Below are 23,236 nucleotides of genomic sequence, written 5' to 3'. Positions count from 1 at the left end.
GAACTCGTCATGATCAGCGGCGTGTTGGCGTTACTTAGCGGGGGGACGGCCTTCCTCGCTCAACAATTGCGGACACGGCCGACACGGTGAGGAGGGGAAACCCTTCTTTTTTTTCGTCAACTTAAGAGATTGACGGTACATCCAGACGGCTCAAAACGAGTGATTTCCCATCATTCGTCGACAATTGTTTGATATGATAGTGAAAAATGTTGCAGAGGTGACTAAAATGTACACGATCTATTTAGTCGATGATGAGGTCAATTTAAACAAAATGCTCGTCACGTATTTAGAGCAAGAAGGCTACCAAGTCCGTTCGTTCACGGATGGTGTATCAGCCCAAGCCGCGATTCAAGACGAACCTGACTTATGGGTGCTCGATATTATGCTACCGGACCTCGATGGCTTTCAGTTGTTGAAGCAAATCAAGGCGACGAACGCCAATACACCGACGATCTTCATTTCGGCCCGTGATGAGGACATCGATAAAATCATCGGACTGGAGATGGGTTCGGATGACTACATCGCCAAACCGTTCTTACCGCGCGAGCTCGTCATCCGGGTCAAAAAATTGATCGATCGGGTGTACGGGTCGAAATCGAACGAACATATCGAGTACGGGGAATACACGATTTATCCGGACAAACGACTGATCAAGCATGCTGCGGATGATATCGATTTGACGTCCAAAGAGTTCGATTTGTTATTGCTCTTCCTCGAGCATCCGGGCTCGGCGCTGTCGCGTGAGCAAATATTAGAAGGCGTTTGGGGTCGCGACTATTTCGGCTCAGACCGTGTCGTCGATGACTTGGTCCGACGCTTACGGAAGAAGTTGCACCGACTCGAACTTGAGACGCTGTATGGGATCGGTTATCGACTCGTTAAGCCATGAGACTTCACGATCTTAAGCCGAAACGGCTCATGTGGAAAATCTGGGTATTGATTTTGCTCATCATCGTCACCTTGGCGTTGATGATCTTGTTGACGGTCCGCTCCTCGATCACGCAGTTCATCGATGAACAAGTGTATGAGACGCTTCAAGATGTCGATTATTACCTCGGAAATACGAACGAGCTCGAAAATATTCCGAGCAACCCGATCGAGTACGATCGGCGTCAACAAGAATCACGTTCGGTCAATCAGCTTATCTTTTTGCCGAACGGACGCATCATTTACGGCTCGGCCCCGCTCGAGCTGACGAATCGGATGTATCAAGAGGCGCTCGAACAGACGAGCGAGGTCGCCAAATATCAGACGACGATCGATGGGGAAGACGTCTACTATACGATTCGTCAAAACGAATATGACGGTGCCCTCATCTACCAGGCGTCGTACGCCTGGGACGCTTATCGCCGTGAGCTCGTCTCGACATTGTTCTGGCGTATCTCGATTTTAATTGGTGTCATCAGCCTCCTATCACTCATCCCGGCCCTTTGGATGTCGAGAGAGTTGACGAAGCCGATCGTCGAGATGGAACGGGCCGTTGAGAAAATATCGAACCGCCAATGGGAGACGGTGTTACCACTCGCCAGGGAAGACGAGCTCGGGCAATTGGCGCGGTCGATCGACGCGATGCGCCAAGAACTGCAAGAGCAAGATTTGGCGCAACAGGCGCTCTTACAAAACATCTCTCACGATTTGAAGACGCCGATCATGGTCATTCGCGGCTATGCCCAGTCAATCGGGGACGGCATCTATCCGACTGGAGACTTGAAAGGGTCGGCCGAAGTCATTGATGAAGAAGCATCGCGTCTCGAGAAAAAAGTGGTCGACTTGTTATACGTCACCAAGTTGGAGTATTTCAAAGGGCAGGAGATGAAGCTTGATCCGATCAACCTCGATAAGTTGGTCGAATTGCTCATCGACCGCTTCAAGCTCCGTGGCAACCTCGAGTGGACGTTGACCGGACACGCGGGCGAGATGCTCGGTGACGGGGAACAGGTTCGGGTCGCGCTCGAAAACGTGCTCGACAATGCGATTCGTTACGCCGAGTCGACGATTCAGGTCGAACTCGAACGAACGGATGCAGGAATCGACATCGTCATTAAAAACGATGGCCCGTCGGTCGATGAAAACCTTGATCTGTTCCATCAATTCTCCCGTGGGAAACAAGGCAAGTTCGGTCTCGGCTTGTTTATCGTCCAACGCATCGTGACCCTCCATGGCGGGACCGTTACCTTGGGTAATACGAACGACGGAGTTGCTGTCCAATTCCACTTCCCCCACCTGAAAGACACACAAAAATTAAAAACGGATGACAGATTTTAAAAACCAGCCTGCGAACGGCTGGTTTTTTTAGTGGGAAATGTCGACGAGCCGTTTGCATACGTTTAAGGAACTTGTTATGAATAACGTGTAAGTCATATCATACGTTTTGGAGGAAGAACAGATGACACAGTTGACGAATGATACAAGAGCGTTGGTTCCGGTATTTAATGAGTACGGTGAGGCCGAGACACTCGTCTATCAGCCTGATGGCGTGCACCGTCTGAAAGGTTCGCCGATTCACTTGCTCGAATCGGCTTGTCTCTATTATGGATCGAGTATCCAAGGGCGAATCGAAGCGGCCCGTCACGTGCTTGGTCCTCATCGAAAAACCCCTGTCGTCATGGATTGGCACGCCGATGCCGTCTTTTTCCCGACGATCGCCAAAGAGAGTCCTGATTGTGCGTGGATCAATTTTCAACATGTCACGGGCATCAAAAAGTTTGGCAACGGGACCCGGATTCAATTTCTGACCGGGGAATCGATTCAAGTCCCTGTCTCCGATCATACGGTCCAACGGCAGAAGCAGCGATCGATTGAATTATCGTATGCGTTCCAAAAACGTTTCCATAGTAGCACATTGCATCACGTTTAAGGATTGAAAACCGATTCAAACCCCTCTATGATAAAGAAGAATAGTTCATATGTGTATTTGCACATCATCCGAAAGCGAGGGGTCAATATGTTTTTTCAGAAAATGATTGAGCGAGGAAAATTGATGATTGTATTTTTACTCGTTGCAATCGTCGTCGGGGTACTCACGTTTTTCCAGCTCCCGAAACGTGAAATCCCAGAGACTAGCGTCAATATCATTCTCATTCAGACCCCATATCCAGGGGCGACCGCTGAGACGGTCGAACGGAACGTCACGAACATCCTTGAAACCGAGTTAAGAGGGCTTGAAGGGGTGGAGAACGTATCGTCGCTGTCGGCGTCGGAGTTCTCGAATATCACCGTCGAGTATGAAGACGGATTTGATCAAGGCGAGCTACAAGCGAACGTGAGGCAGGCGATCTCAGACGCGGCGCCTCGGTTACCTGACAACGCCTTAGCACCGACGGTCAACGATTCGATCGGTCAGCTTCCGGTCGCTTCCTATTTGTTGACGTCGAGCGACCGCGAGTCGCTTGAAGCGGTTCGAGAACAGGTCGAACGGCTAGAAGACCGTTTGTTACGAACAGATGGTGTGACCGGGTTCACGATCAAAGGGCTCCCGGAAACAGAATTCGTCGTCTCACTTGATTCCGAAGCGCTTGGGGAACGCCAACTCGCATTCCCAGACGTCTTGACGGCAATCAACGAAGAATATAAGACGACACCGCTCGGTCGCCAATCGACGGACGACGGTATTTATCAATTGGCGATCGATAACTTGACGAACGTCAATGACATGGATCAAGTCATCGTCGGTTCTGTCGACGGCGATCCCGTCCGCCTTGCCGATGTCGGTACGGTCGAAGAGACGACAAAAGCAGTCACCGACCTCGTCTCACTCGACGGCGAACCGGCAATCTCGCTCACGGTGACAATCGAGCCAGGTCAAGACATCCCGACGCTGCAACAACGCGTCGATGAAGTCGTCGCTTCTGAAGTGGGAGACTTAGACGGAGTCGAACTCGTTACTTATTACGATCAAGCGAAAGCGGTCGATGCGATCTTCTCGTCACTTACGAAAGAATTCATCATCGCCATGATCGCAGTTATCGTCGTCACGACGATTGGGTTGACGTTCACAGGGTCACTCATCGTCAGCTTGGCGATTCCGTTGTCCTTCTTGATCGCACTCATCCCGCTACGCTTCACGGGAGTCGATTTGAACCAAATCTCGATCATCGGGGCGATCATCGCGCTCGGTATTCTCGTCGATGACGCGATCGTCGTCAACGACAACATTTTGCGTCGCTACCGGAAAGGCGATACAGCCATGGTCGGTGCCGTTCGCGGAACGAAAGAAGTATGGGGGTCGATCGTCACGTCGACGCTCGCCGTCGTCTTCGCGTTCTTACCGCTGACACTCTTGTCAGGCGCGAACGGGAACTTTATCCGAGCGTTACCGACAGTACTCGCCTTGTCGGTGCTCGCATCGATGGTCATCAGTTTGACGCTCGTGCCGATCGCACAGTATTGGTTGAACCGGAAGAAAGTGAAAGTGTCGAAGCGGGAGCCAGGATGGCTCGGCGGACCGCTCAACCGTCTCAGTAATTTTTATGCGGATCGGTTGCTCCCGGTCGTCGCCAAACGGCCGTGGACGTTCGGGTTGGTCGGATTTGTCATCACGACGGCACTATACGGGCTGATTCTGTTGACACCGTTCGAGTTCTTCCCGGCTGCGAACCGGCCAGAAGTCGTGACGAGCGTCACGTTCCCGGTTCAAACTGACTTAGAGGAAACAGAACGTCGCCTCCAACAGATCGAAGCCGAATTCCAACAGATTGACGGTGTTACCGAGACCGCCATTTTCGCTGGCGGTGGGCTTCCAAGCTTGTTCACCGGTGGACTCAATCAGTCGGGTGACAATGCAGGACAAGTCGTCGTCCGAGTCGACAACGAACAAATCGATGCGATTCAGTTGATTGATGAGTACACGTCGCAAATACGTGAAAACTATCCGGACGCTGAAATCTTCTTAGATACGCAGCAGCAGGGACCACCAACGTCTGCCCCGGTAGAATTCACAATGCGCGGTGAAACGATCGAAGAACTTGTCGCGGCACGCGATACGGTCAAGGCAGACCTCGAAGACATCGATGGCGCGCTCGTGCTCGATAACATTAAAGAACCGTTCCAGACACTCACGTACGAATTGAACCGCGAAGCGATGGCTGCCTCTGGAGTGACCGCGAAAGCAATTAGCGATCAGATCCGGTTAGTCACGGACGGCATCCCGATTGGTACGTTCGACGATGGTGTCGAACAACGCGATGTGAAAATCGTCGTCGATGCGGCCGCAAACCGCGAGGCGCTCGCCCTTGACGAGATTCTTATCCCGGTCGACACGGAAGCCGGTCCGCCGGTCGCACCGCTCAGTACGTTCGTCACCGAAACGACGACTGAACAGATCCAACAGATTCCGCGTGAGAACGGGGAGCGGATCGTCACGCTTCAAATCTATTCGACTGAAGGGATGGACGAAGATGCGTTCAAACAAGACGTTGAACAGATTCTCGATGACGCAAAATCAGACTTGACGAACGATGGCATCTCGTTCGAACAGTCGGGAGCGAGCGATACGCAAAATGAGTTCTTCGTTGAACTCGCGACGTTGTTCATCGTCGTCTTGTTCTTGATTTTCTTAATCATCGCATTCCAGTTCAATTCACTTTCATTACCGCTTCTCGTCTTGTTCACGATTTACTTGGCGATTGCCGGTGCGGTCGTCGGGCTGTTCATCACGCAGACGCCGTTTAGCTTCATGGCATCGATGGGGATGGTCTCACTTGCCGGAATCGTCGTTCGAAACGCGGTCGTCTTGTTCGAATTCATCGAGCAAGGGATTCGTAGTGGAATGTCGGTCACGACGGCGGTATACGAGGCGGGACGTGCTCGGATCCGTCCGATTCTCCTGACGGCGTTGACGGCGGTCGTCGCGTTACTGCCGGTCGCGTTCGGTGAAGACCCGCTCTTCAAACCGCTCGCCATCTGTATCGTGTCGGGAATTCTGTTCTCGACCGTACTGACACTCGTCCTTGTTCCGGCCTATTACTTGATCTTGGCGAAACGTCGCCATCGGGATAAACCGTTCACGGATTGATCAGCAAACGAATCGGCGCCCGGTCCAAATTAGGACCGGGCGCCTGTTTGTTTGTCTCGTCAAGACTGATGTTTTCGTCAGATGTTGTATGGGTATAATATGAAGAGATACTTCAGCATATTGGAGGGAATATAGATGAACGATTCATACACTTGGTTAAATCGTCGTAAGATTCGTCCGGCCTATAGCGCGACCGGTGCCCGCACATGGACGAGCGAACGTGTCGTCCGGCCGGATGCCGCTCGTGGAAAGACGGTAACAGACGTCAAGCGGGTTCGCCGGCCTTACACGGATGAACATGGAAACCGCCGCTATACGACAGGACGTGTCGTCGTGACGGACGCGGCCCGCAAAGCACGGGCGAACGGTCACGGTGAGACGGCCGTTCAACTCGAATTGTCGGTTCCGACACCGTACGAACGTGTCAAAAAGATGCTTCCGACGAAGAAAATCCTCGTGCCTGCGATGGCTGGGATCGCCGTCGCCGGAGGAATCGCCGGAGTGATTTACGCGCTTCGCAAGAAAAAACGAAACAAGAAACAATAAAAAAATCGCCCGCGGGCGATTTTTTTATTTGAGTCGATCGGCAAGGATCCGCTTGAGCTGTTTCTCGCCGAGTTTCTGCATCTCTGCTTCGTTCTCTTCATCGTAGGCATCATCTGTGAAACGCCCGACAAATTCGACTTTCCCGTTTCCAAGTTCACGGAACACGAGGTTTTTACGGTCGTGATAAAAGACGACACGATATTCCCGTCCGTTCTTTTGTGTATAGTTGAACACACCTTTGATGTGGTCCATGTTCTTTTCTTCGGGTAAAGCTTCTTCCTCATCCTCTTCAAGGACTTCGGCGAGGACTGCCGTAGGTTCTACTTCTTCCGTTTCCTCTTTAGCTGAAACGGCCTCTTTTTTCTCTTCTTCTGTCATGAAAACCGACCTCCTTTGCTTACTTTCCTATCATACCCGCTTTTTTAAATGATGACTACTCAAAATGGTGCGAGCAGACGCGGATGACGTTTGACGACGACATGATCAGACGTTGAAACAACTGTCGCTTGATCGCTTCCGGTGCCTCGACCGTCTTGAGCGCTTGTTCCATGCACCCGAGCCAATGACCGGCATGTGTTTCTGAGATCGGGTGATCGCGGTGGATCATCGCCAGGTTGCCGCCGCCGTGGCGTTCTGTATACAGTTTTGGTCCCCCGAGCAGTTGCGTCAGAAATTCGAACTGATGTTGTTTTACCCGGTCTTTGTCGTCTGGAAACAGTGGCAACAGTACGGGATCAGCGTAAACGAGTTCGTAAAAAGCGTCGACGAGCTGCTGGACGCCGCGTTCGCCTCCGAATTGTTCATATGCACTCATAGTATTCCCCCTCATACGTTCAGTCTAATCGATTTTCGAAGGAATGGGATACGAGAAGGCTGTGTTTTTTTCTTGCAAGGTAGCCGGCAGGTTTCCCTCTACAAACAGCAAGCGATACGTCATAATAAAAGAAAAAGGGAAGGGGTGTTCGCCTAAATGACGGTCACTTTTCATGTCGGACGGTCGGGTAGCGGTAAGAGCGAGCGGATGATCAATCAAGTCATTCAAGAGCTGAAGCGCGATCCGAGCGGCCCGACCATCTATATGCTTGTCCCAGACCAAATGTCGTTTGAAATGGAACGGAAGATGGCGATGACAGACGGTTTAAACGGATCGACGCGGATTCAAGTGCTGTCGATGCGCCGTCTCGCATTCTTGATCATGCGCGATCACGGTGTCGCGACCGAGCAGTTTTTAGACCAGACAGGGACCCATCTTTTGTTACGGCGTGTCGTCGAGATGAACGAGGAACGGCTGACGCTGTTCCGGCGCACGATGAACCAGTACGGGTTTTACGAAGAACTGAACGAGTTGATCACGATGTTGAAACGCGGCCTCGTCGAGCCGGAGCAGTTGCTTCGCCTGAGCGAGAAAGACCAACATCGGGCCTTGAAACTACAAGACCTGTCCATCCTCTATGAGGGCTTTTTGACGATGACGGCCGGCAAAACGCTTCACGCCGAAGACTACTTCAAAGTGATGTTGCAGTTGTTACCGGAAGTCGATTTAACAGGGACTCACTTTTATGTGGACGGGTTCAACGAGTTTTCGGAACAAGAGCTCGCGGTGCTCGTCGCTTTAGCCGAGCAGGCGCCGCTGGACGTCTTGTTGACTGTCGACCCGGACTCGCTCTATCGCCCGAACCCGTTGTTCGGACCGACACAGCGGACGCTGATGCGCTTTAAAGAGCTGCTCTCAGAACGTCAACTTTCATCGACGGATGAACTGTATCATGGGGTGCATCGCTTTAAACATCCGAGTCTCGCTTATCTCGAGGCGACGTTCGGTCAAGTGACGGCAGCGCCGTATACGCGGCCGGATAACCAAGTCGCCTTGAATGCGGCCGTCGACCGGACCGTGGAAGTGGCGGCCGCTGTACGCGAGGTCACACGACTCGTCCGCGAAGACGGCTACCGCTTCCGAGACATCGTGTTCATCTCAAGGTCACTTGAAGAATATGGAGATTTGGCGTCACAAGCGCTTCAAAAAATGAACTTGCCGTTCTTCCTGGATGAACGGCAGCCGATGCTTGATCATCCGGTCGTCGAGTTGTTGAAGGCGACGATCGAAGTCGCGCTCCGCGGCTACCGGGAAGAAGCTTTATTCCGCGCGTTGAAGACTGAGCTGATCTTGCTCGACCGAGAACATCGGCGTACGTCTGTCGATCGGCTCGAGGCGTTCGTGATTGAGCGGGGCATCAAACATTATCACTGGCATGACGAGTGGCAATTAAAACGCCGGGCCGAAGATGAGGCCAAGTTGACGGGGGAAGAACTCGATATAGAGACGGCACTCAACACCTATCGTCAAACCGTCATCGAAACGTTCGATCCACTCCTCGCCGACTTTAAAGCGGCCAAGACGATGCAGGCTTACACGCACGCTATTTACGCTTTTCTAGAACGAATCGACGTCTCGTCATGCCTTGCCCATTGGCGCGAAGAAGCGCTTGAGGCATCACGCCTGATTGAAGCAAGAGAACATACACAAGTATGGGACGCCGTCCTCCATCTTCTCGAGCAACTCGAGGCGGCTGCGCCGGAAGAGACGCTCTCGACGGAACTGTTCCTGCAAATGATGGACACCGGCCTCGATAGCCTCCGCTATGCACTCGTCCCGCCGTCACTCGATCAATTGACGGTGACCGATTACGTGCGGGGGCGTTTGATTGATAAAAAAATCGTCTTTTTACTCGGTGCCAACGAAGATCAAATCCCACTCGTCGCGACGCAATCGAAACTGTTGACGGACCACGATATGGACTTCATGCATGAGAACGGTGTCCGGGCGGGGAAAGCGACCGAGCACTTGTTCGACGATGAGACGTACTACTTGTATAAAGCATTGACGGCGCCAAGTGACCGGTTGTACGTCAGTTACGCGCTCGTCGACCGGAGCGGGAAAGCGATTCAACCGGCGAGTTTCATCGCTGACGTCAAGGCGAGACTCGGTAACGGCAAGGCCGTCAAGACCCACTTCGCAGAAGCGGGAGAGCATCGCCCGACAGATCAGCTCGCCTTCATCACGAACGTGAATCAGACAGCGGCCGTGACGGCGCTCGAGTTGCAGCGGCTCAGTCGTCACTACCCGATTCAAGAGACGTGGTTCACGGTGTACAACGAACTGTTGAAGCACCCGGAAGGACGCGAGCGAATCCGACTGTTGACGAGCGCGCTGTTTTATCAAAACGTTCCCGAGCCGTTACCGGATTCGGTCGCGAAGTCCCTTTATACGAACTCGATTCGGGCGAGTGTGTCCCGCCTCGAGACGTTCCAAGCCTGCCCGTTCCGTCATTTTGCGAACTACGGCTTGCGTCTGAAAGAACGGCGGCTCTATCGGCTCGAGGCACCGGACATCGGTAACTTGTACCATCGGACGATCGAGCATATGTCTCAAACCGTCAAGATGGACGGGAAAGAATGGCGTGACGTGTCGCCCGACCAATGCGCCTCACTCGCGGAGTCGGCTGTCGAACTCGTCACACCGGAGATTCAAAATGCGATTTTGATGAGTTCGAACCGCTACGGTTACTTGAAGAAAAAGCTGACGGACGTCGTCAGTAAGACGGCCGAAGTATTGATCGAGCAGTCGAAACGTGACGGGTTCGATCCCGTCGCGTTCGAACTCGCGTTCGGGAGCGGCAACTTCCCGCCGGTGTCGTTCACGCTCAGCAACGGGGCGACGTGTGAACTTGTCGGCCGGATCGATCGGGTCGATACGGCACAAGTGCATGATCAGCTGTACGTCCGCATCGTCGATTACAAGTCGAGCAAACGGGAGATCGACTTCGCTGAGATTTATTATGGTTTGGCGATGCAGATGCTCATCTATTTGAAAGTGTTGATCGAGCAGGCAGATGCTTGGGCGAAAGGTTCCGTGGCACCTGCAGCCGCGCTTTATTTCCACGTCCACCGACCGCTCGTCACGCCGGCCGAGACAGATGCCGAAACCGAGCGGAAAGTGCTCGAGTCGTATCAGATGCAAGGGTTGCTCGTCGACGATCCAGCCATCCTTGAGGTGATGGATAAGACGGCGAGAGGGGATCAGAAAAAGTCGATCGTCATTCCGGTCAAATATAAGAAAGACGGGACGCTCGATGCGAACACGACGAAAAAAGTCGTCTCACCTCCTCAGCTCGAGCAGTTGATGGACCATGCGCTCGACCTTGCCGAGACGAGTGTGGAGGCGATGTATGATGGGAAAATCGGTGTCGAGCCTTATGAATATAAAGAGCGGCGTCCGTGCCAGACGTGTCCGTATCAAAGTGTCTGTCATTTTGACGAGGCGCTCGCCAACGAGCCCCGTCAGCTGAAAAAGTTAGATAAAGAAGAAGTTTTGTTTAAATTAGGAGGTGACGCCGATGAAGTGGACGAGTGATCAACAAGCAGCCATCGACGCACGGGGGTCTCATGTACTCGTCTCGGCGGCAGCCGGTTCAGGGAAGACGGCCGTGCTCGTCGAACGGCTCGCCAGCCGTTTGCTCGATGAAGCGGACGAGTTGACGGCGGACCGTATGCTCGTCGTGACGTTCACGAACGCCGCAGCGGCCGAGATGAAACGACGGATCGCCAAAGCGCTCGATCAGGCGCTGCGGGAACATCCGGAAAACGACTATATACGAAAACAACGGCAAATGCTGAACCGGGCGCTCATCACGACGATTCATTCATTCTGTTTAGAAGTCATTCGTGAGAATTACTACTTGCTCGACCTCGATCCGGCCTTCAAGATCGCCGAGGAGCGGGACTTGGTGCTCTTGCAAGACGATGTGCTCGAAGACGTGCTCGAGGCAGAGTATGGCAAACAAGACAATGCCTTCTTCGCGCTCGTCGATGCCTATACGTCTGACCGTGGTGACAGTGAAATCGAAGAGCTGATCCTAGGTTTGTATCAATACGCGCGAACCCTTCCGGATCCGGAAGCGTATTTAGATGATCTGGTCTCCCTTTATCAGTTTGAAGGCGACCCTGACGAGGAACGGTTGCTCGTCGAGTTCGGGCAGTTGCTCTGGGTCGATATTGAAAAGGCACTTCGTCAACTCCGGCGTGTAGCGATCGAACTCCGGCTTGCCGGTTACGAGGCGCAATCGGAAAATGTGTCCAAAGCGATTTTCCCGTTCCAAAACATCGACGAAGACACGCTCAAATGGAGCGAACTCGAGACGGCGTCCCGAGCGGTTAAATTCGGGACGATGAAATCGGTCCAGAAAAAAGACGAGCATCACATCTATCACACGGTGTTGAAGCCGGCCTATGACCAAGCGAAAAAACGGCTTGTCGATGCGGTCGGTCAAGCGAGTGTCAGCGGAGCTGATCATTTAGACGTCTTGCTGTCACAGCGCCCGCTCGTCGAGACGCTCGTACGCACCGTCCGAACGTTCGGGGCCGCTTACGAGCAAGCCAAGCGGGACCGCGCCTTCGTCGACTTCAGTGATCTCGAGCATTACGCGCTCGCCATACTACGGGACGGGGACGCCCCGTCCTCGGTCGCGTCGCTCTACAAACAGCGATTCGCCGAAGTGTTGGTCGATGAGTATCAAGATACGAACGAGATCCAAGAGACGATCATCGGCCTCGTCAGCAATGAGAGTGAACAGCTCGGCAACTTGTTCATGGTCGGGGACATCAAGCAATCGATCTACCGGTTCCGGCACGCCGAGCCGAGATTGTTCATCGAGAAAGCGACGCGGTTCAAACAAGCCGGGTCGGGGCAACGGATCGACTTGTCTCAAAACTTTAGAAGTCGCTCCGAAGTGCTGCACGGAATCAATGACCTATTCATTCAGTTGATGGACGAAGAAGTGAGTGAGATCGAGTACGACGAGGCGGCACGTCTCGTACCGGGTCGGGCGTATGAAGAGCTCGAGGCAAGTCCTGAACTTTTGATCGTCAACGGAGAAAGCCGGGACTTGTCGAAACAGGAGCTTGAAGGCCGTGCCATCGCCACACGTATATTAGAGCTCGTCTCTGGGGATGAGCCGTTCAAAGTGACGGACGAGGCGACCGGATTGCTTCGTTCCTGTGAGTACCGGGACATCGTCATCTTGGTCCGTTCGAAAAAAGAGCGGGTCGAGCAGCTGATGGATATTTTGACACAGTATAATATCCCGGCTTATACCGATTCGGACGGCGGCTATTTCCAAGCGACGGAAATTCGAATGATGTTGTCGCTCTTGAAGTTGATCGACAACCCGCTCCAAGACATCCCGCTCGCCGGGGCGCTCCGGTCACCGATGTTTGGTTTCACCGATCAAGAGCTGGCCAAGATTCGCTTAGAGTCGGAAGCGTCGTTTTTCGATGCACTCAAGGCGAAAGCAGACGATGACGACGAGCTTGGATTGAAATGTGGAGACGTGCTCGATCAGTTGTCGGAATGGCGTACGTTCGCCCGCAACCACAGCTTGTCGGAGTTGATTCAGCAAGTGTTCAACGACACCGGGTTTTATGATTTTGCCGGCGGACTGCCGGGCGGGAAAGGGCGTCAAGAGAACTTGAAGGCGCTCTATGACCGGGCCCTCTCCTATGAACGGAGCGGCTACCGTGGGTTGTATCGCTTCTTGCGGGTCATGGACCGTCTCCAAGATAACGGCGAAGATCTATCGGAAGCACGTTCACTCGGAGAAGAAGAGAACGTCGTCCGCATCATGACGGTCCATAAATCGAAGGGGCTCGAGTTTCCGGTGACGATCGTCGCCCAACTCGGCAAACAGTTCAATAAACGTGATCAAATGCAACGTGTCATCTTCCATAAACGATACGGCATCTCCCTCGATGCGATCGATGTCGTCACACGGACGAGAACCGAGACGTTCGTGAAAGAGATGATCCGTCGGGATCTCGATGCGACGATGAAAGCCGAAGAGATGCGCGTCTTGTACGTCGCGCTGACCCGGGCGAAAGAGAAATTGATCTTAGTCGGTACGGTCGCAGAACCGGTTAAACAGATCAACCAATGGCTGCAGGTCGAAGCGACGGGTGAGACGTTATCCGCTGACGCACGACGCGAGGCGAAGACGTATCTGGACTGGGTCGCGCCGGCGCTCCTCAAACTAGAAGGCGCCGTACCGTTCATCGAGGAGATGGGCTTACCGGTCTTTTCGCCGATACGGGAAGCGACGAACTGGACGTATCGCATCATCGGACAAGACGATTTGGCGGAAGTGGCCACACTCCAAGCGATGATGGCCCAGCTTCATCATGTGCAACAGTTCGAGGCGATTGATTTTCCGGTCAAAGACGAAGAAGCGACGATTCAAGTCGTCAATCGAGCCTTTTCGTACAGTTATCCGGCCCAAGCCGCGACCGAGACGGCAGCGAAACAGACCGTGACGGAATTGAAACGAGCGATGCAACTCGAGCAAGCGGCGTTCGAAGACACGTTCCGCCCGAGCGATATCCCGTATCGGGAGCCGAAATGGAAGCAGACGAAGCAGACAGGTGCCGAGCGCGGGACGACGCTCCATCTCATTTTCCAATTGTTTGAGCCGACTGAACCGCTCGACATACAAATCGACCGATGGGAAAATAATGGGATGCTCGGTCCGATCGAGGCGGAGACGGCACGGCTGGCGCTGCCTGAAATCGAGTCGTTCTTCAACTCGGAGATCGGTCGGGCGCTGTCTGAAGCGCTACAAGCCGGACGAGGATGGCGCGAGCTGCCGTTCACGTATACGGTGCCCGCGGAGCGAGTGAATCCGACGGCGACGTTCACGGACGAGCACGTGTTGATTCAAGGGATCATCGATTGCCTGTTCTTCGATGGTGAGACGTACGTCCTACTCGACTATAAATCGGACTCGGTCTTGTTCACGAGTGCATCGCGAGAAGAGGCAAGACAGTTGCTTCGTGACCGCTACACTGTTCAGCTGTCGCTCTATCGCGAAGCGATCGAGTCGATTTGGAATATCCAAGTCGGGACGACGGTCATTTATTCTTTGGAATTGCAGGAAACTGTTGTACTATAATGTAGACGATATGATTGTAAAGGTGTACGGTTATAAACCGTGCATCTTTTATTTTTGTGATTACAAAATAGATTAGGTAAAATAATGAAATGAGATAATAATGGAGGAAACGTCATGGTGAAAATTCTACTAGCAGAAGATGAAGAAGTATTGCGCATGCTCGTATTAGATACGTTAGAAGACGAAGGATATGACATTGATGAAGCGCCAGACGGTCTTGAAGCCTATCGGCTGATCGAACAGAACGAGTACGACCTCGTGATTGTCGACCATATGATGCCAGGAATGACAGGTCTTGAAGTCATTGAGAAAGTGAGGAAGTTGCCGGGACGTCAACATACGAAAGTGATGATGTTGACGGCGAAGAGCCAACAATCTGACCGTGATTGCGCGAATGAGATTGGGGTCGATTATTTCATTTCGAAGCCGTTTAGTCCGCTTGAACTTGTGAAGATCATAGGAGGCATCGTTAAGTGAATAAATGGTTTAAACAAAAACTCGGACGTGACATCACGACCGTCCTGTATTCGTTCCTCGCGCTCGCGCTCGTCGGATCGATGATCATGTACGTGCAGATGGAAACCCGGGTCAGAGAGAACGAAGCCCGTCTCCAACAAGTCGATGAACGAATCAACCGATTGAATACGTTTTGGGACGAATGGCAGAGCGCGCAGTATGACTCACGAGGCTACTTGCTGTTTGGTGATGTGGAAGCGCTCGAGCGAGCCCAAAGTAAAGAAAATGAGTTCCAACAAGAAATCAACTGGTTCAAGGCCGCTGTCGAATCAAAACAAGGTGAGATTTTCGCAGCCGATTTACAAGCCTTTCACGATTTTTACTTCAATGTGATCATGCCGGTCACGGCGGAATATGGTCAACTGCGAGCGTCCGGGGAAATCACCGAGAGCACGATTGATCCTGAAACCATATTGACGTTGCCGACAGCCGAACGATTGATTGAGCAAGGCGTCGTACCGTACGATCCGGAACGCGGTATCGATACGCTCGCTCCGATCCAACAGATCGAATCGTCACTCATGGACTACAAGGCGTTGATGAACAGTGAGAAAAACAGAGTGTACGCCGACTGGAAAGTGAACAATGATGTTTTACAGTTCTTATGGATTGCGAGTATCTTCTCGTTCGCGGCGTTGATTTTACTATTCGTCCAACCGTTCTTGCGTCGTCAAACCCGTCTGATCTCTCGCCTGTCGGTCGCATCTGACCGCTTACTGAAAGGTGAGATCGTCGACTTGAGCGATCAAATGGAGCGCGAAGACGAGATCGGGACGATGTCCCGTTCGTTCAACAAGATGGCGGAGACGCTCCGTGAAAATGAACGTCACTTGATTGAGAAGAACCATGAGTTGCAGGCACAACAAGAAGAATTGATCGCCCAGCAAGAAGAGCTGCAAGCGCAGCAACAAGAGCTTGAAGAGATCTTGGAACAGACGCAACAGAACGAACAGCACTTGGCGTACCGAAACGAATTGACCGAGACGCTCGCGGCTCGCGATTCGTTGACGGCTTACCCGGAAATCATCGAGAAACTTGTCGCCATCACCGACTCAGAAGTCGGGGCGCTCGTCTTCCTCGATGCGACAGGCTCGTTCTCTATCACGAGCCACGGGCTGAACGAGACGTTGTCGCGTAAATTGCTCGATAGCGAGAACTCCGTGTTGACGCGGGCGATGACGTTGCGGACGACAGTCCATTCGTCGAAACAAGTCGCAAGCGACCATCCGCTGCCGTATCCGTACTACATGTACGAGACGGCCGTACCGGTCCACGACCCGACGGATGATTCAATCATCGCCTTCATCTATCTCGTCCGTTACAAAGACCGCTTCACGCAGACGCAAATGGGCGATATCATGTCGTTCGCACGTCAGCTGTCATTGTCGTTGCTTCGGATGCGTCTATTTGAAGAGATGACCCGTGAAAAAGGCAAGACCGAACGGATTCTCGATTCAATCCGTGAAGCTGTCATTTACGTCGAACATTCGACCGATGACGTGTTCGTCAACCGACCGCTTTACGAGATGTTCCCAGAGCTCGATGCGATCACATCGCGTCAGCTCGCAGAACTGTCTTGGAACGAGTGGCGGGAGACGATCGCGACGACGGTCGACCAAGACGATGACTTCATGACGTATACAGACCGTCTGTTCACAGACGACTTCCCGCACGACAGTGTCAGCTTCTCGATCCGTAAAGGGGAGATGAACTTACAGATGTATGCCGAGCGGATCGTCGTCGGCGGATTGTCGAAAGGGACGCTGCTCGTCTTCCGTGATATTACGAGTGAGACCGAGGCTGAGCGCTTGAAGAGCGAGTTCATCTCGACGATCTCGCATGAGTTGCGGACACCGTTGTCTTCGATTTATGGGTTCACCGAGCTCATGGTCAAGAAACAGTTGCCGAACGAGAAACAGGCGAAATATTTGCAGACAATCCACGCTGAGACGGAGCGGTTGACGCATCTCGTCAACGACTTCCTCGACGTACAGCGCATGGAATCAGGTAGCCAAATGTATGACCGGGAACAGCTCGATATCGAGCCGGTCATCCATGACATGATGACGTTCTACGAAGCGTCGTCATTGAAACACCAGTTCGAGCTTGTCACGGTCGACGACCGACCGTACGAACTGTTCGCAGACTGTCAGAAGTTCAAACAGCTGATGAGCAACTTGCTCTCGAACGCCGTGAAGTACTCACCGCGTGGCGGGAAGATCACGGTCGAGCTCGCCCATCACGACCAATCGATCTCGATTAAAGTGAAGGATCAAGGGATCGGCATTCCGAGCGACGCCCTCGATCGTCTGTTCGATAAGTTCTATCGGGTCGACAACTCAGATAGTCGTGAAATCGGCGGCACGGGACTGGGTCTCCCGATCTGCCAAGAAATCGTGCGCGGTCACGCCGGTCAGATCCATGTCGAGTCCGTCCAACATAAAGGCTCGACGTTCACCGTTGTGATTCCGAGCTTCGAACACGCTATTCGGGAAGAAGAACAAACGACGGCTTGATCAAAACAAGAGGAGGAGACGTGCCGTTCAATCGTGACCGGCACGTCTTTTTTTGTGGTGTAAATGCGGGCTTGACCGAAAAGTGGCTTGTTCGTGTACAATAGTAGTTGTACATAATCAAAAGGGGGATTTTTGAATGCCATTGACAGCATTTCTACACACGCACGTGACGAGTTGGATTTTACTACTCGTCTTGTTCGCTGTCGCCTATATCGGCTACAAGAACGGAAATAAGAGCGGCAAGATCGCGCATATGGCGTTTCGCCTCATGTTGCTCATCGCGTTCGGTACAGGACTTTATTTGTACTTGCAACTGAACGGAGGCGGCATGTTCTACCACGTGAAAATCACAATCGGATTACTCGCACTCATCTTCGGTGAGATGACGCTCATTCGTTTGAAAAAAAGAAAACCATCGGGCGCTATGTTTGGCGGCTTCGTGGCACTGTCACTCGTGACGATCTTTATCGGTTACGCGTTGCCGTACGGTCAGTCGTTCTTCAGCAACTTTATTTGAGTCACATCCCACTTCACACATCGGAGTGGGATTTTTTTGTTTGTCCGCAAATTATTAGGGGAAAATAAAAAAATCAGGAATAACGATGATGAGGTGAAACGATGGATCAACAAACGAATGAATGGTCGCGTGTATTACATGCGCGTAGATGGATGAAGCAAACTGAATCGTTCTTGCCGTTATGGCACGGCTACATCGGCTACAAATACGGATTGTTCGATGCGCTTCAAGGCGGGGCGAGCTTCGCTGAAATGACGCTGCGCTTGAAGCAGCCGCTCACGAAACTCGCACTCGAGCGTTGGTTAGAAGTCGGGGTCGCCGTGCGCCACTTGAAGAAGAAAGGATGGCGCTATTTTCCAACGCGTAGCTTGAGGTATCAGCTCTCGCTCAAAGACGAACGCAGCATCGGATTCATGCTTCAAGAGATGATGGAACTTCATATCCCGGCACTCATCGCCTACCCAGACTTTTTAGAGTCCGGCAAACAGAAGACGTTCGACGGTGCGACACACGGGAAAGTCGTCGCTCAAACGTCGACGCTCGTCGAAACGGTCGCTTTTCCGGTCGTCCAACAGCTGCTCCGCCAAGCGGACGTCAAGACGATGCTTGATATCGGATGCGGCCACGGGGGCTATTTGCGGAAACTCCACGGTCTTGAGCCGGATTGGAAGTTGACCGGGATCGACCTCGAACAAAAAGTGATCGAAGAGGCACGTGAGCAAGATGAGACGGGTGAGATTCGTTACGAAGTGGCCGATTTCATGGAATGGGATCACGACGAGCGGTTCGATGTCGTCATGATGAACAATATGCTTTACTATTTCTCGCCCGAGCAGCGGATTGGACTGTTAGAGCGGATGCTCAGCAATCTTGATACGGCAGGTGTCGCCGTCCTCGTCACACCGCTCGCGGAGTCACCGCTAGGCGCCCGCTTCGCTTCGGCGTTCAACGCGTTTATGACGCTCCACGATAACCTCCATCCGCTCCCGACGACTCGTCAGTTGCGCCGGCAATTGGAACAGGTCGGCTTCGAGAAAGTACGTTTCGTCCCGTTTATTCCGGAAGGATCTTGGTATATCGTCATCGCCGAACGTGGAGATTGAAACGTCTAGCGTACAGCGAACCGATTCAGATTTGAACTTGTGTTCAGTCATTTCTATAATAGAATAGAAGTATAAGAGACTTTTCACATAGGGAGTTGTTCAACGTGTCGGAAAAAAGAGTCGCAGTGATCGGTGCCGGGCCAGGTGGGCTTGCTGCCGCAATGATCTTGTCGAGCCGTGGTGTGGATGTAACTGTATTTGAAAAACAACCGTTTGTCGGTGGACGGACGTCACGTCTGCAAGTCGGGGAGTTCGCGTTCGATCGTGGCCCGACTTTTTTGAATATGCCGTATATTCTTGAAGAGATGTTCGAGGAGACGGGACGGGATTTGGCTGATTATGTCGATATGAAGCGATTAGAACCGATGTACGATCTTTACTTTGATCGCGGACAAAGCGTGCTATCGATGACGACCGACCGCGACCAGATGCGTCAATCGATTGAAGAGATGTTCCCCGGCAACGGCGAAGGATACGACCGATTCATGGCAGACCAGGCGGTCAAACTATCGAAGCTCATGCCGGTGCTCCAGACCGCCCATGATAAGCTGACGGATTACGTGTCGACACGCGTCTTGAAGGCGTTGCCGTTCCTCTCGATCGGAAAATCGCTATACGACGTGCTGTCTGAATACTTTACGAGTGAAGAACTCAAATACTCGTTCACGTTCCAAGCGAAGTACCTCGGGATGTCGGCTTGGGACTGTCCGGGTGGGTTCTCGATCTTGTCGTATATGGAACATGCTTACGGCGTCCATCATCCGATCGGCGGGGTGAACCAACTCTGTTCGGCGATGGCCCGTGTCATCGAGGAGGAAGGCGGGACGATCCGGTTAGGTGAAGCAGTCGACCGTCTATTGCTCGACGGGAAACGTGTCAACGGACTCGTGGCGAACAACGTCCATTACGCGTTTGACGAAGTCATCGTAGGGGCGGATTTTGCCCATGCGATGACGACGCTCGTACCGAGCGATACGCTAACGCGCTGGAGTCCGAAACAGTTGAAGAAGAAGCGCTATTCTTGCTCGACGTTCATGCTCTACCTCGGACTTGATCGCGTCTACGATGAGGTCGGCCACCATTCGATTCACTTTGCGGATGATTATGAGCGCAACGTCAAAGAAATGACGCAAGACTTGAAGCTGAGCGAGGATTTCTCGTTCTACGTTCAAAACGCGTCACGGATCGACCCGACGCTCGCGCCAGCCGGCAAGTCGTCGCTCTACGTGCTCGTACCGGTGCCGAACAATCTGTCAAACCTTCCTTGGGACACGCTCGAGGAAAAGATGACCGAACTCGTCTTGGACGCACTCGAGACACGTTCGCCTTACCGGAACGTCCGCGACCATATCGAAGTGATGCAGGCGCTCACCCCGAACGATTGGGAAGCGTTTGGGGTCTATGAAGGGGCAACGTTCAACCTTGGACATAACTTGTCGCAAATGATGTACTTCCGTCCGCACAATCAGTTCGAAGAGCTCGACCATGTCTGGCTCGTCGGCGGTGGGACGCATCCAGGCAGCGGACTGCCGACGATTTTTGAATCGGCACGAATCACGGCCAACTTGCTTCGGGACCGGGCGGGTGTCGGACGATGAACATCAGTTTCGTTGGTGCCGGTATCGGGTCGCTTTACGCCGCCTTGCTATGGACTCATAAGCATCCATCGACCCAAGTGACGATTTATGAGAAAGAGGACCGGGTCGGTGGGCGGCTCAACTATGTCGAGTTCGAGAACGGTGCTCGCATCGATGAAGGACCGACAATCGTCTTGTTGCCGAGCAAGCTGAAGAGCCAACTGCAAGAAGCTGGGTTTCCCGAACAGGAACTCGAACTGCTCGAAGTCGATCCGCTCTATCGCCTCCGTTACGAAGATGGGACGACGTTTCACAAATATCACGACATCGATCGTCAAGCCGAAGAGATTGAACGATTTTTCGGCGAAGGTGAATCGTTCCGTCGTTACATGGGACAAAAGCGCGAGGAATACAAAATCGGTTTTGACACGTTTTTAAACCGTGGCTATAAAGGCAAGACCGACTTGTTCGAGCCGAGACTGCTCATGTTGCTCATGCGCCTGAAAGCGTATGAATCGGCTCATGAGAACATGAAGCGGTTCTTTAAAGATGAGCGGCTCCGGGTCGCCTATAGTCTGCAGACGCTCTACATCGGCGGCAACCCTTATGAGACGCCGTCCCTGTACGGCTTGATCCCATATCGCGAGCAAGAAGAAGGAATCTGGTACGTACGAGGAGGATATTTCTCGCTTGCGACGAAGTTAGAACAAGAGCTGAAGAAGCGGGGCGTCACGTTCAAGCTGAACACGCCGGTAGAACGCGTCCGCGTCCAAGACGGCCGTGCCAACGCCGTCGTCGTCGATGGCGTCCCTCATCCGTATGATGCGGTCGTCGTCAATGGAGACTTCCCGCTCATGGAACGTCTAATTGATGGAATCAAGCCGAAAGCGTACGAACCGTCGAGCGGCACGCTGCTCCTCTATTTCACGGTGGACGGCGAGATCGAACTCCCGGTGCATCAGTTCGATTTGCCGAACGATTTTGCCGGGTCGATGCGCACGATCTTTGAAGATGGTAAACTGAGCAAGTATCCTGCGATGTATACGTTCAATCCGTCGCTCATCGATTCGACGCTCGCACCAGTTGGGACGAGTGTGCTTTATGTCCTTGTGCCGGTACCGCGCAAGTTAGAGCGACAAGATTTTGAACAGAGCGGGGCAATTGAACGTCTCGTGTCCCGGATCGAAGGGATGGTCCCTAAATTTAGAGACCGTGTCATCGAGATGAAAGTCCGGACACCGATGGACGCGGAACGGTTCGGGTTGTTCGAAGGCGGGAGTTTTGGGATTGCCCCGAAACTTTCACAGTCGGCAGCATTCAAGCCGCAAGCCCGTCCATACGCCCAAATCGAGCGGCTCTATGCCGTCGGTGCCTCCGTACATCCATGCGGTGGTGTCCCGATCGTGATGATCGGCTCACAGTTGTTAGTGAAAAGAATGGAAGAAGAAATGGGGGCATTGTACCATGACGAGGCAAGAAGCGTATCGTCAATGTGAAGAAGTGATGAAGAAAGGCTCACTCACGTTTTATCGGGCCTTCTCCCTGCTTTCAAAACCGGACCGCCAGGCTGTCGCCGCGGTCTATACGTTTTGCCGGACGTTAGACGATGCGGTCGACGAGTCAGCGTATCCTGAGGAAAGTTTGACCGCATTTCTGGCGGAGTTCGACCGCTTTTTAGCCGGCAACGACCCAGACGGCGCTCTTTGGATTGCTTTACGCGACGTTTGGCAGCGCTATGACATGGACGTCGAACCGTTCTTCGAGTTAGCGGAAGGCATGAAGTGGGATTTACATAAGACACGTTACACGACACTTGAAGAGACGGAGCAGTACGGCTATTATGCGGCCAGCACGGTCGGTTTGATGTTGTTACCAATCCTTGTCCCGGACGCGAACATGGAAGCGCGGCAACAACTGAAGCAAGGCGCGATCGACCTCGGCATCGCTATGCAGTTGACGAACATCCTTCGCGACGTCGGTGAGGACTTGGACCGGGACCGGATTTATGTACCGCGTACGCTCTTAGCGCAGCACGCGATGTCAGAGACCGATCTGTTTGAACGGAAAGTGACACCTCAGTTCGTTGAAGTGTGGGAGACGATGGCCAACCGGGCGGAAATGCTATACCGCAGTGCCCGTGAGACGCATCACTTGTATCCGGCGACGAGTCGAAAGCCGGTCCAAGCCGCGGCGCTCCTCTACGAAGGTATATTAGATGCGGCCCGAAGTAACGACCATGATGTCTTTACGAAGCGCGCTTACGTATCGACACTTCAAAAAGGAAAGCTGTTAGCGAGACTTTGAAAAAGACCCGATTGCGAGAGGAGGGCACTGAAAAACCTCCGCTCTATCCGAGCGTGAACAGAAAAAAGGGCGATTGGACCGACTCAAGTCGGGACAATCGCTCTTTTTCCTTGCCCTTATCCTGTTTTTTCTTTTGAGAGGGTGATG

Annotated in this window: 16 protein-coding genes; 14 read left to right on the top strand and 2 right to left on the bottom strand. The window is 52.8% G+C overall.

Translation table 11 applies throughout. From position 1 onward, the window contains the following. Positions 1 to 226: 226 nt before the first annotated feature. The 5 genes from EVJ30_RS08950 to EVJ30_RS08930 all read left to right on the top strand — a co-directional run bounded on the left by EVJ30_RS08950 (position 227) and on the right by EVJ30_RS08930 (position 6,559). On the top strand, positions 227 to 889 hold the full coding sequence (locus EVJ30_RS08950; protein WP_070327853.1) for a response regulator transcription factor: 663 nt from the start codon (positions 227 to 229) through the stop codon (positions 887 to 889). Further along, positions 886 to 2,265 carry a sensor histidine kinase gene (locus EVJ30_RS08945; protein WP_131458108.1) on the top strand — a complete coding sequence of 460 codons (1,380 nt, stop codon included), beginning with the start codon at positions 886 to 888 and terminating at the stop codon, positions 2,263 to 2,265. The genes EVJ30_RS08950 and EVJ30_RS08945 overlap by 4 nt, the downstream gene beginning before the upstream one ends. Before the next feature lie 121 nt (positions 2,266 to 2,386). Next, positions 2,387 to 2,857: a competence protein ComK gene (locus EVJ30_RS08940; RefSeq protein WP_070327851.1), complete on the top strand. Its 471-nt coding sequence runs from the start codon at positions 2,387 to 2,389 to the stop codon at positions 2,855 to 2,857. A gap of 27 nt (positions 2,858 to 2,884) precedes the next feature. Continuing rightward, entirely contained in the window at positions 2,885 to 6,013 is a 3,129-nt protein-coding gene (locus EVJ30_RS08935) for an efflux RND transporter permease subunit (protein ID WP_370250780.1), read from the top strand. 135 nt (positions 6,014 to 6,148) lie between these two features. Then, positions 6,149 to 6,559, top strand: coding sequence for a hypothetical protein (locus EVJ30_RS08930; protein WP_131458106.1), 411 nt, complete (start codon positions 6,149 to 6,151; stop codon positions 6,557 to 6,559). Positions 6,560 to 6,583: 24 nt separating this feature from the next. Here EVJ30_RS08930 and EVJ30_RS08925 read toward each other — a convergent pair whose 3' ends face one another. Both EVJ30_RS08925 and EVJ30_RS08920 read right to left on the bottom strand, forming a co-directional pair. Beyond that, positions 6,584 to 6,937: a hypothetical protein gene (locus EVJ30_RS08925; RefSeq protein ID WP_070327849.1), complete on the bottom strand. Its 354-nt coding sequence runs from the start codon at positions 6,935 to 6,937 to the stop codon at positions 6,584 to 6,586. Between the two features lie 55 nt (positions 6,938 to 6,992). Further along, the gene (locus EVJ30_RS08920) at positions 6,993 to 7,373 is read right to left on the bottom strand and encodes a truncated hemoglobin (protein ID WP_131458105.1); all 381 of its coding nucleotides are present in this window, start codon (positions 7,371 to 7,373) and stop codon (positions 6,993 to 6,995) included. Positions 7,374 to 7,529: 156 nt separating this feature from the next. Here EVJ30_RS08920 and addB point away from each other — a divergent pair, with 156 nt between their 5' ends. From addB to EVJ30_RS08875, 9 genes are all read left to right on the top strand, one after another. Further along, positions 7,530 to 10,970, top strand: coding sequence for a helicase-exonuclease AddAB subunit AddB (gene addB / locus EVJ30_RS08915; protein WP_131468808.1), 3,441 nt, complete (start codon positions 7,530 to 7,532; stop codon positions 10,968 to 10,970). Beyond that, positions 10,954 to 14,556: a helicase-exonuclease AddAB subunit AddA gene (gene addA, locus EVJ30_RS08910; RefSeq protein ID WP_131468806.1), complete on the top strand. Its 3,603-nt coding sequence runs from the start codon at positions 10,954 to 10,956 to the stop codon at positions 14,554 to 14,556. Before addB ends, addA begins: the two co-directional genes overlap by 17 nt. A 114-nt stretch (positions 14,557 to 14,670) precedes the next feature. Next, a complete protein-coding gene (locus EVJ30_RS08905) occupies positions 14,671 to 15,033 on the top strand; it encodes a response regulator (RefSeq protein WP_070327845.1) in 363 nt (120 codons plus the stop codon). Further along, positions 15,030 to 17,588 carry a sensor histidine kinase gene (locus EVJ30_RS08900; protein ID WP_131458102.1) on the top strand — a complete coding sequence of 853 codons (2,559 nt, stop codon included), beginning with the start codon at positions 15,030 to 15,032 and terminating at the stop codon, positions 17,586 to 17,588. The genes EVJ30_RS08905 and EVJ30_RS08900 overlap by 4 nt, the downstream gene beginning before the upstream one ends. Before the next feature lie 136 nt (positions 17,589 to 17,724). Next, on the top strand, positions 17,725 to 18,105 hold the full coding sequence (locus EVJ30_RS08895) for a YisL family protein (RefSeq protein ID WP_131458101.1): 381 nt from the start codon (positions 17,725 to 17,727) through the stop codon (positions 18,103 to 18,105). 101 nt (positions 18,106 to 18,206) lie between these two features. Then, complete coding sequence (locus EVJ30_RS08890) at positions 18,207 to 19,208, top strand: class I SAM-dependent methyltransferase (RefSeq protein WP_131458100.1); 1,002 nt, start codon at positions 18,207 to 18,209, stop codon at positions 19,206 to 19,208. Positions 19,209 to 19,312: 104 nt separating this feature from the next. After that, positions 19,313 to 20,806, top strand: coding sequence for a phytoene desaturase family protein (locus tag EVJ30_RS08885; protein ID WP_131458099.1), 1,494 nt, complete (start codon positions 19,313 to 19,315; stop codon positions 20,804 to 20,806). Continuing rightward, complete coding sequence (locus EVJ30_RS08880; RefSeq protein WP_131458098.1) at positions 20,803 to 22,281, top strand: phytoene desaturase family protein; 1,479 nt, start codon at positions 20,803 to 20,805, stop codon at positions 22,279 to 22,281. Before EVJ30_RS08885 ends, EVJ30_RS08880 begins: the two co-directional genes overlap by 4 nt. Continuing rightward, entirely contained in the window at positions 22,250 to 23,089 is an 840-nt protein-coding gene (locus EVJ30_RS08875; protein WP_131458097.1) for a phytoene/squalene synthase family protein, read from the top strand. Before EVJ30_RS08880 ends, EVJ30_RS08875 begins: the two co-directional genes overlap by 32 nt. The last annotated feature ends 147 nt before the right edge of the window (positions 23,090 to 23,236 follow it).

The organism is Exiguobacterium sp. SH5S13 (assembly GCF_004337085.1).
Lineage (GTDB): Bacteria > Bacillota > Bacilli > Exiguobacteriales > Exiguobacteriaceae > Exiguobacterium > Exiguobacterium aurantiacum_A.
Note: the sequence above shows the minus strand (reverse complement) of the source record. Positions and strands in the feature narration are given on the sequence as shown.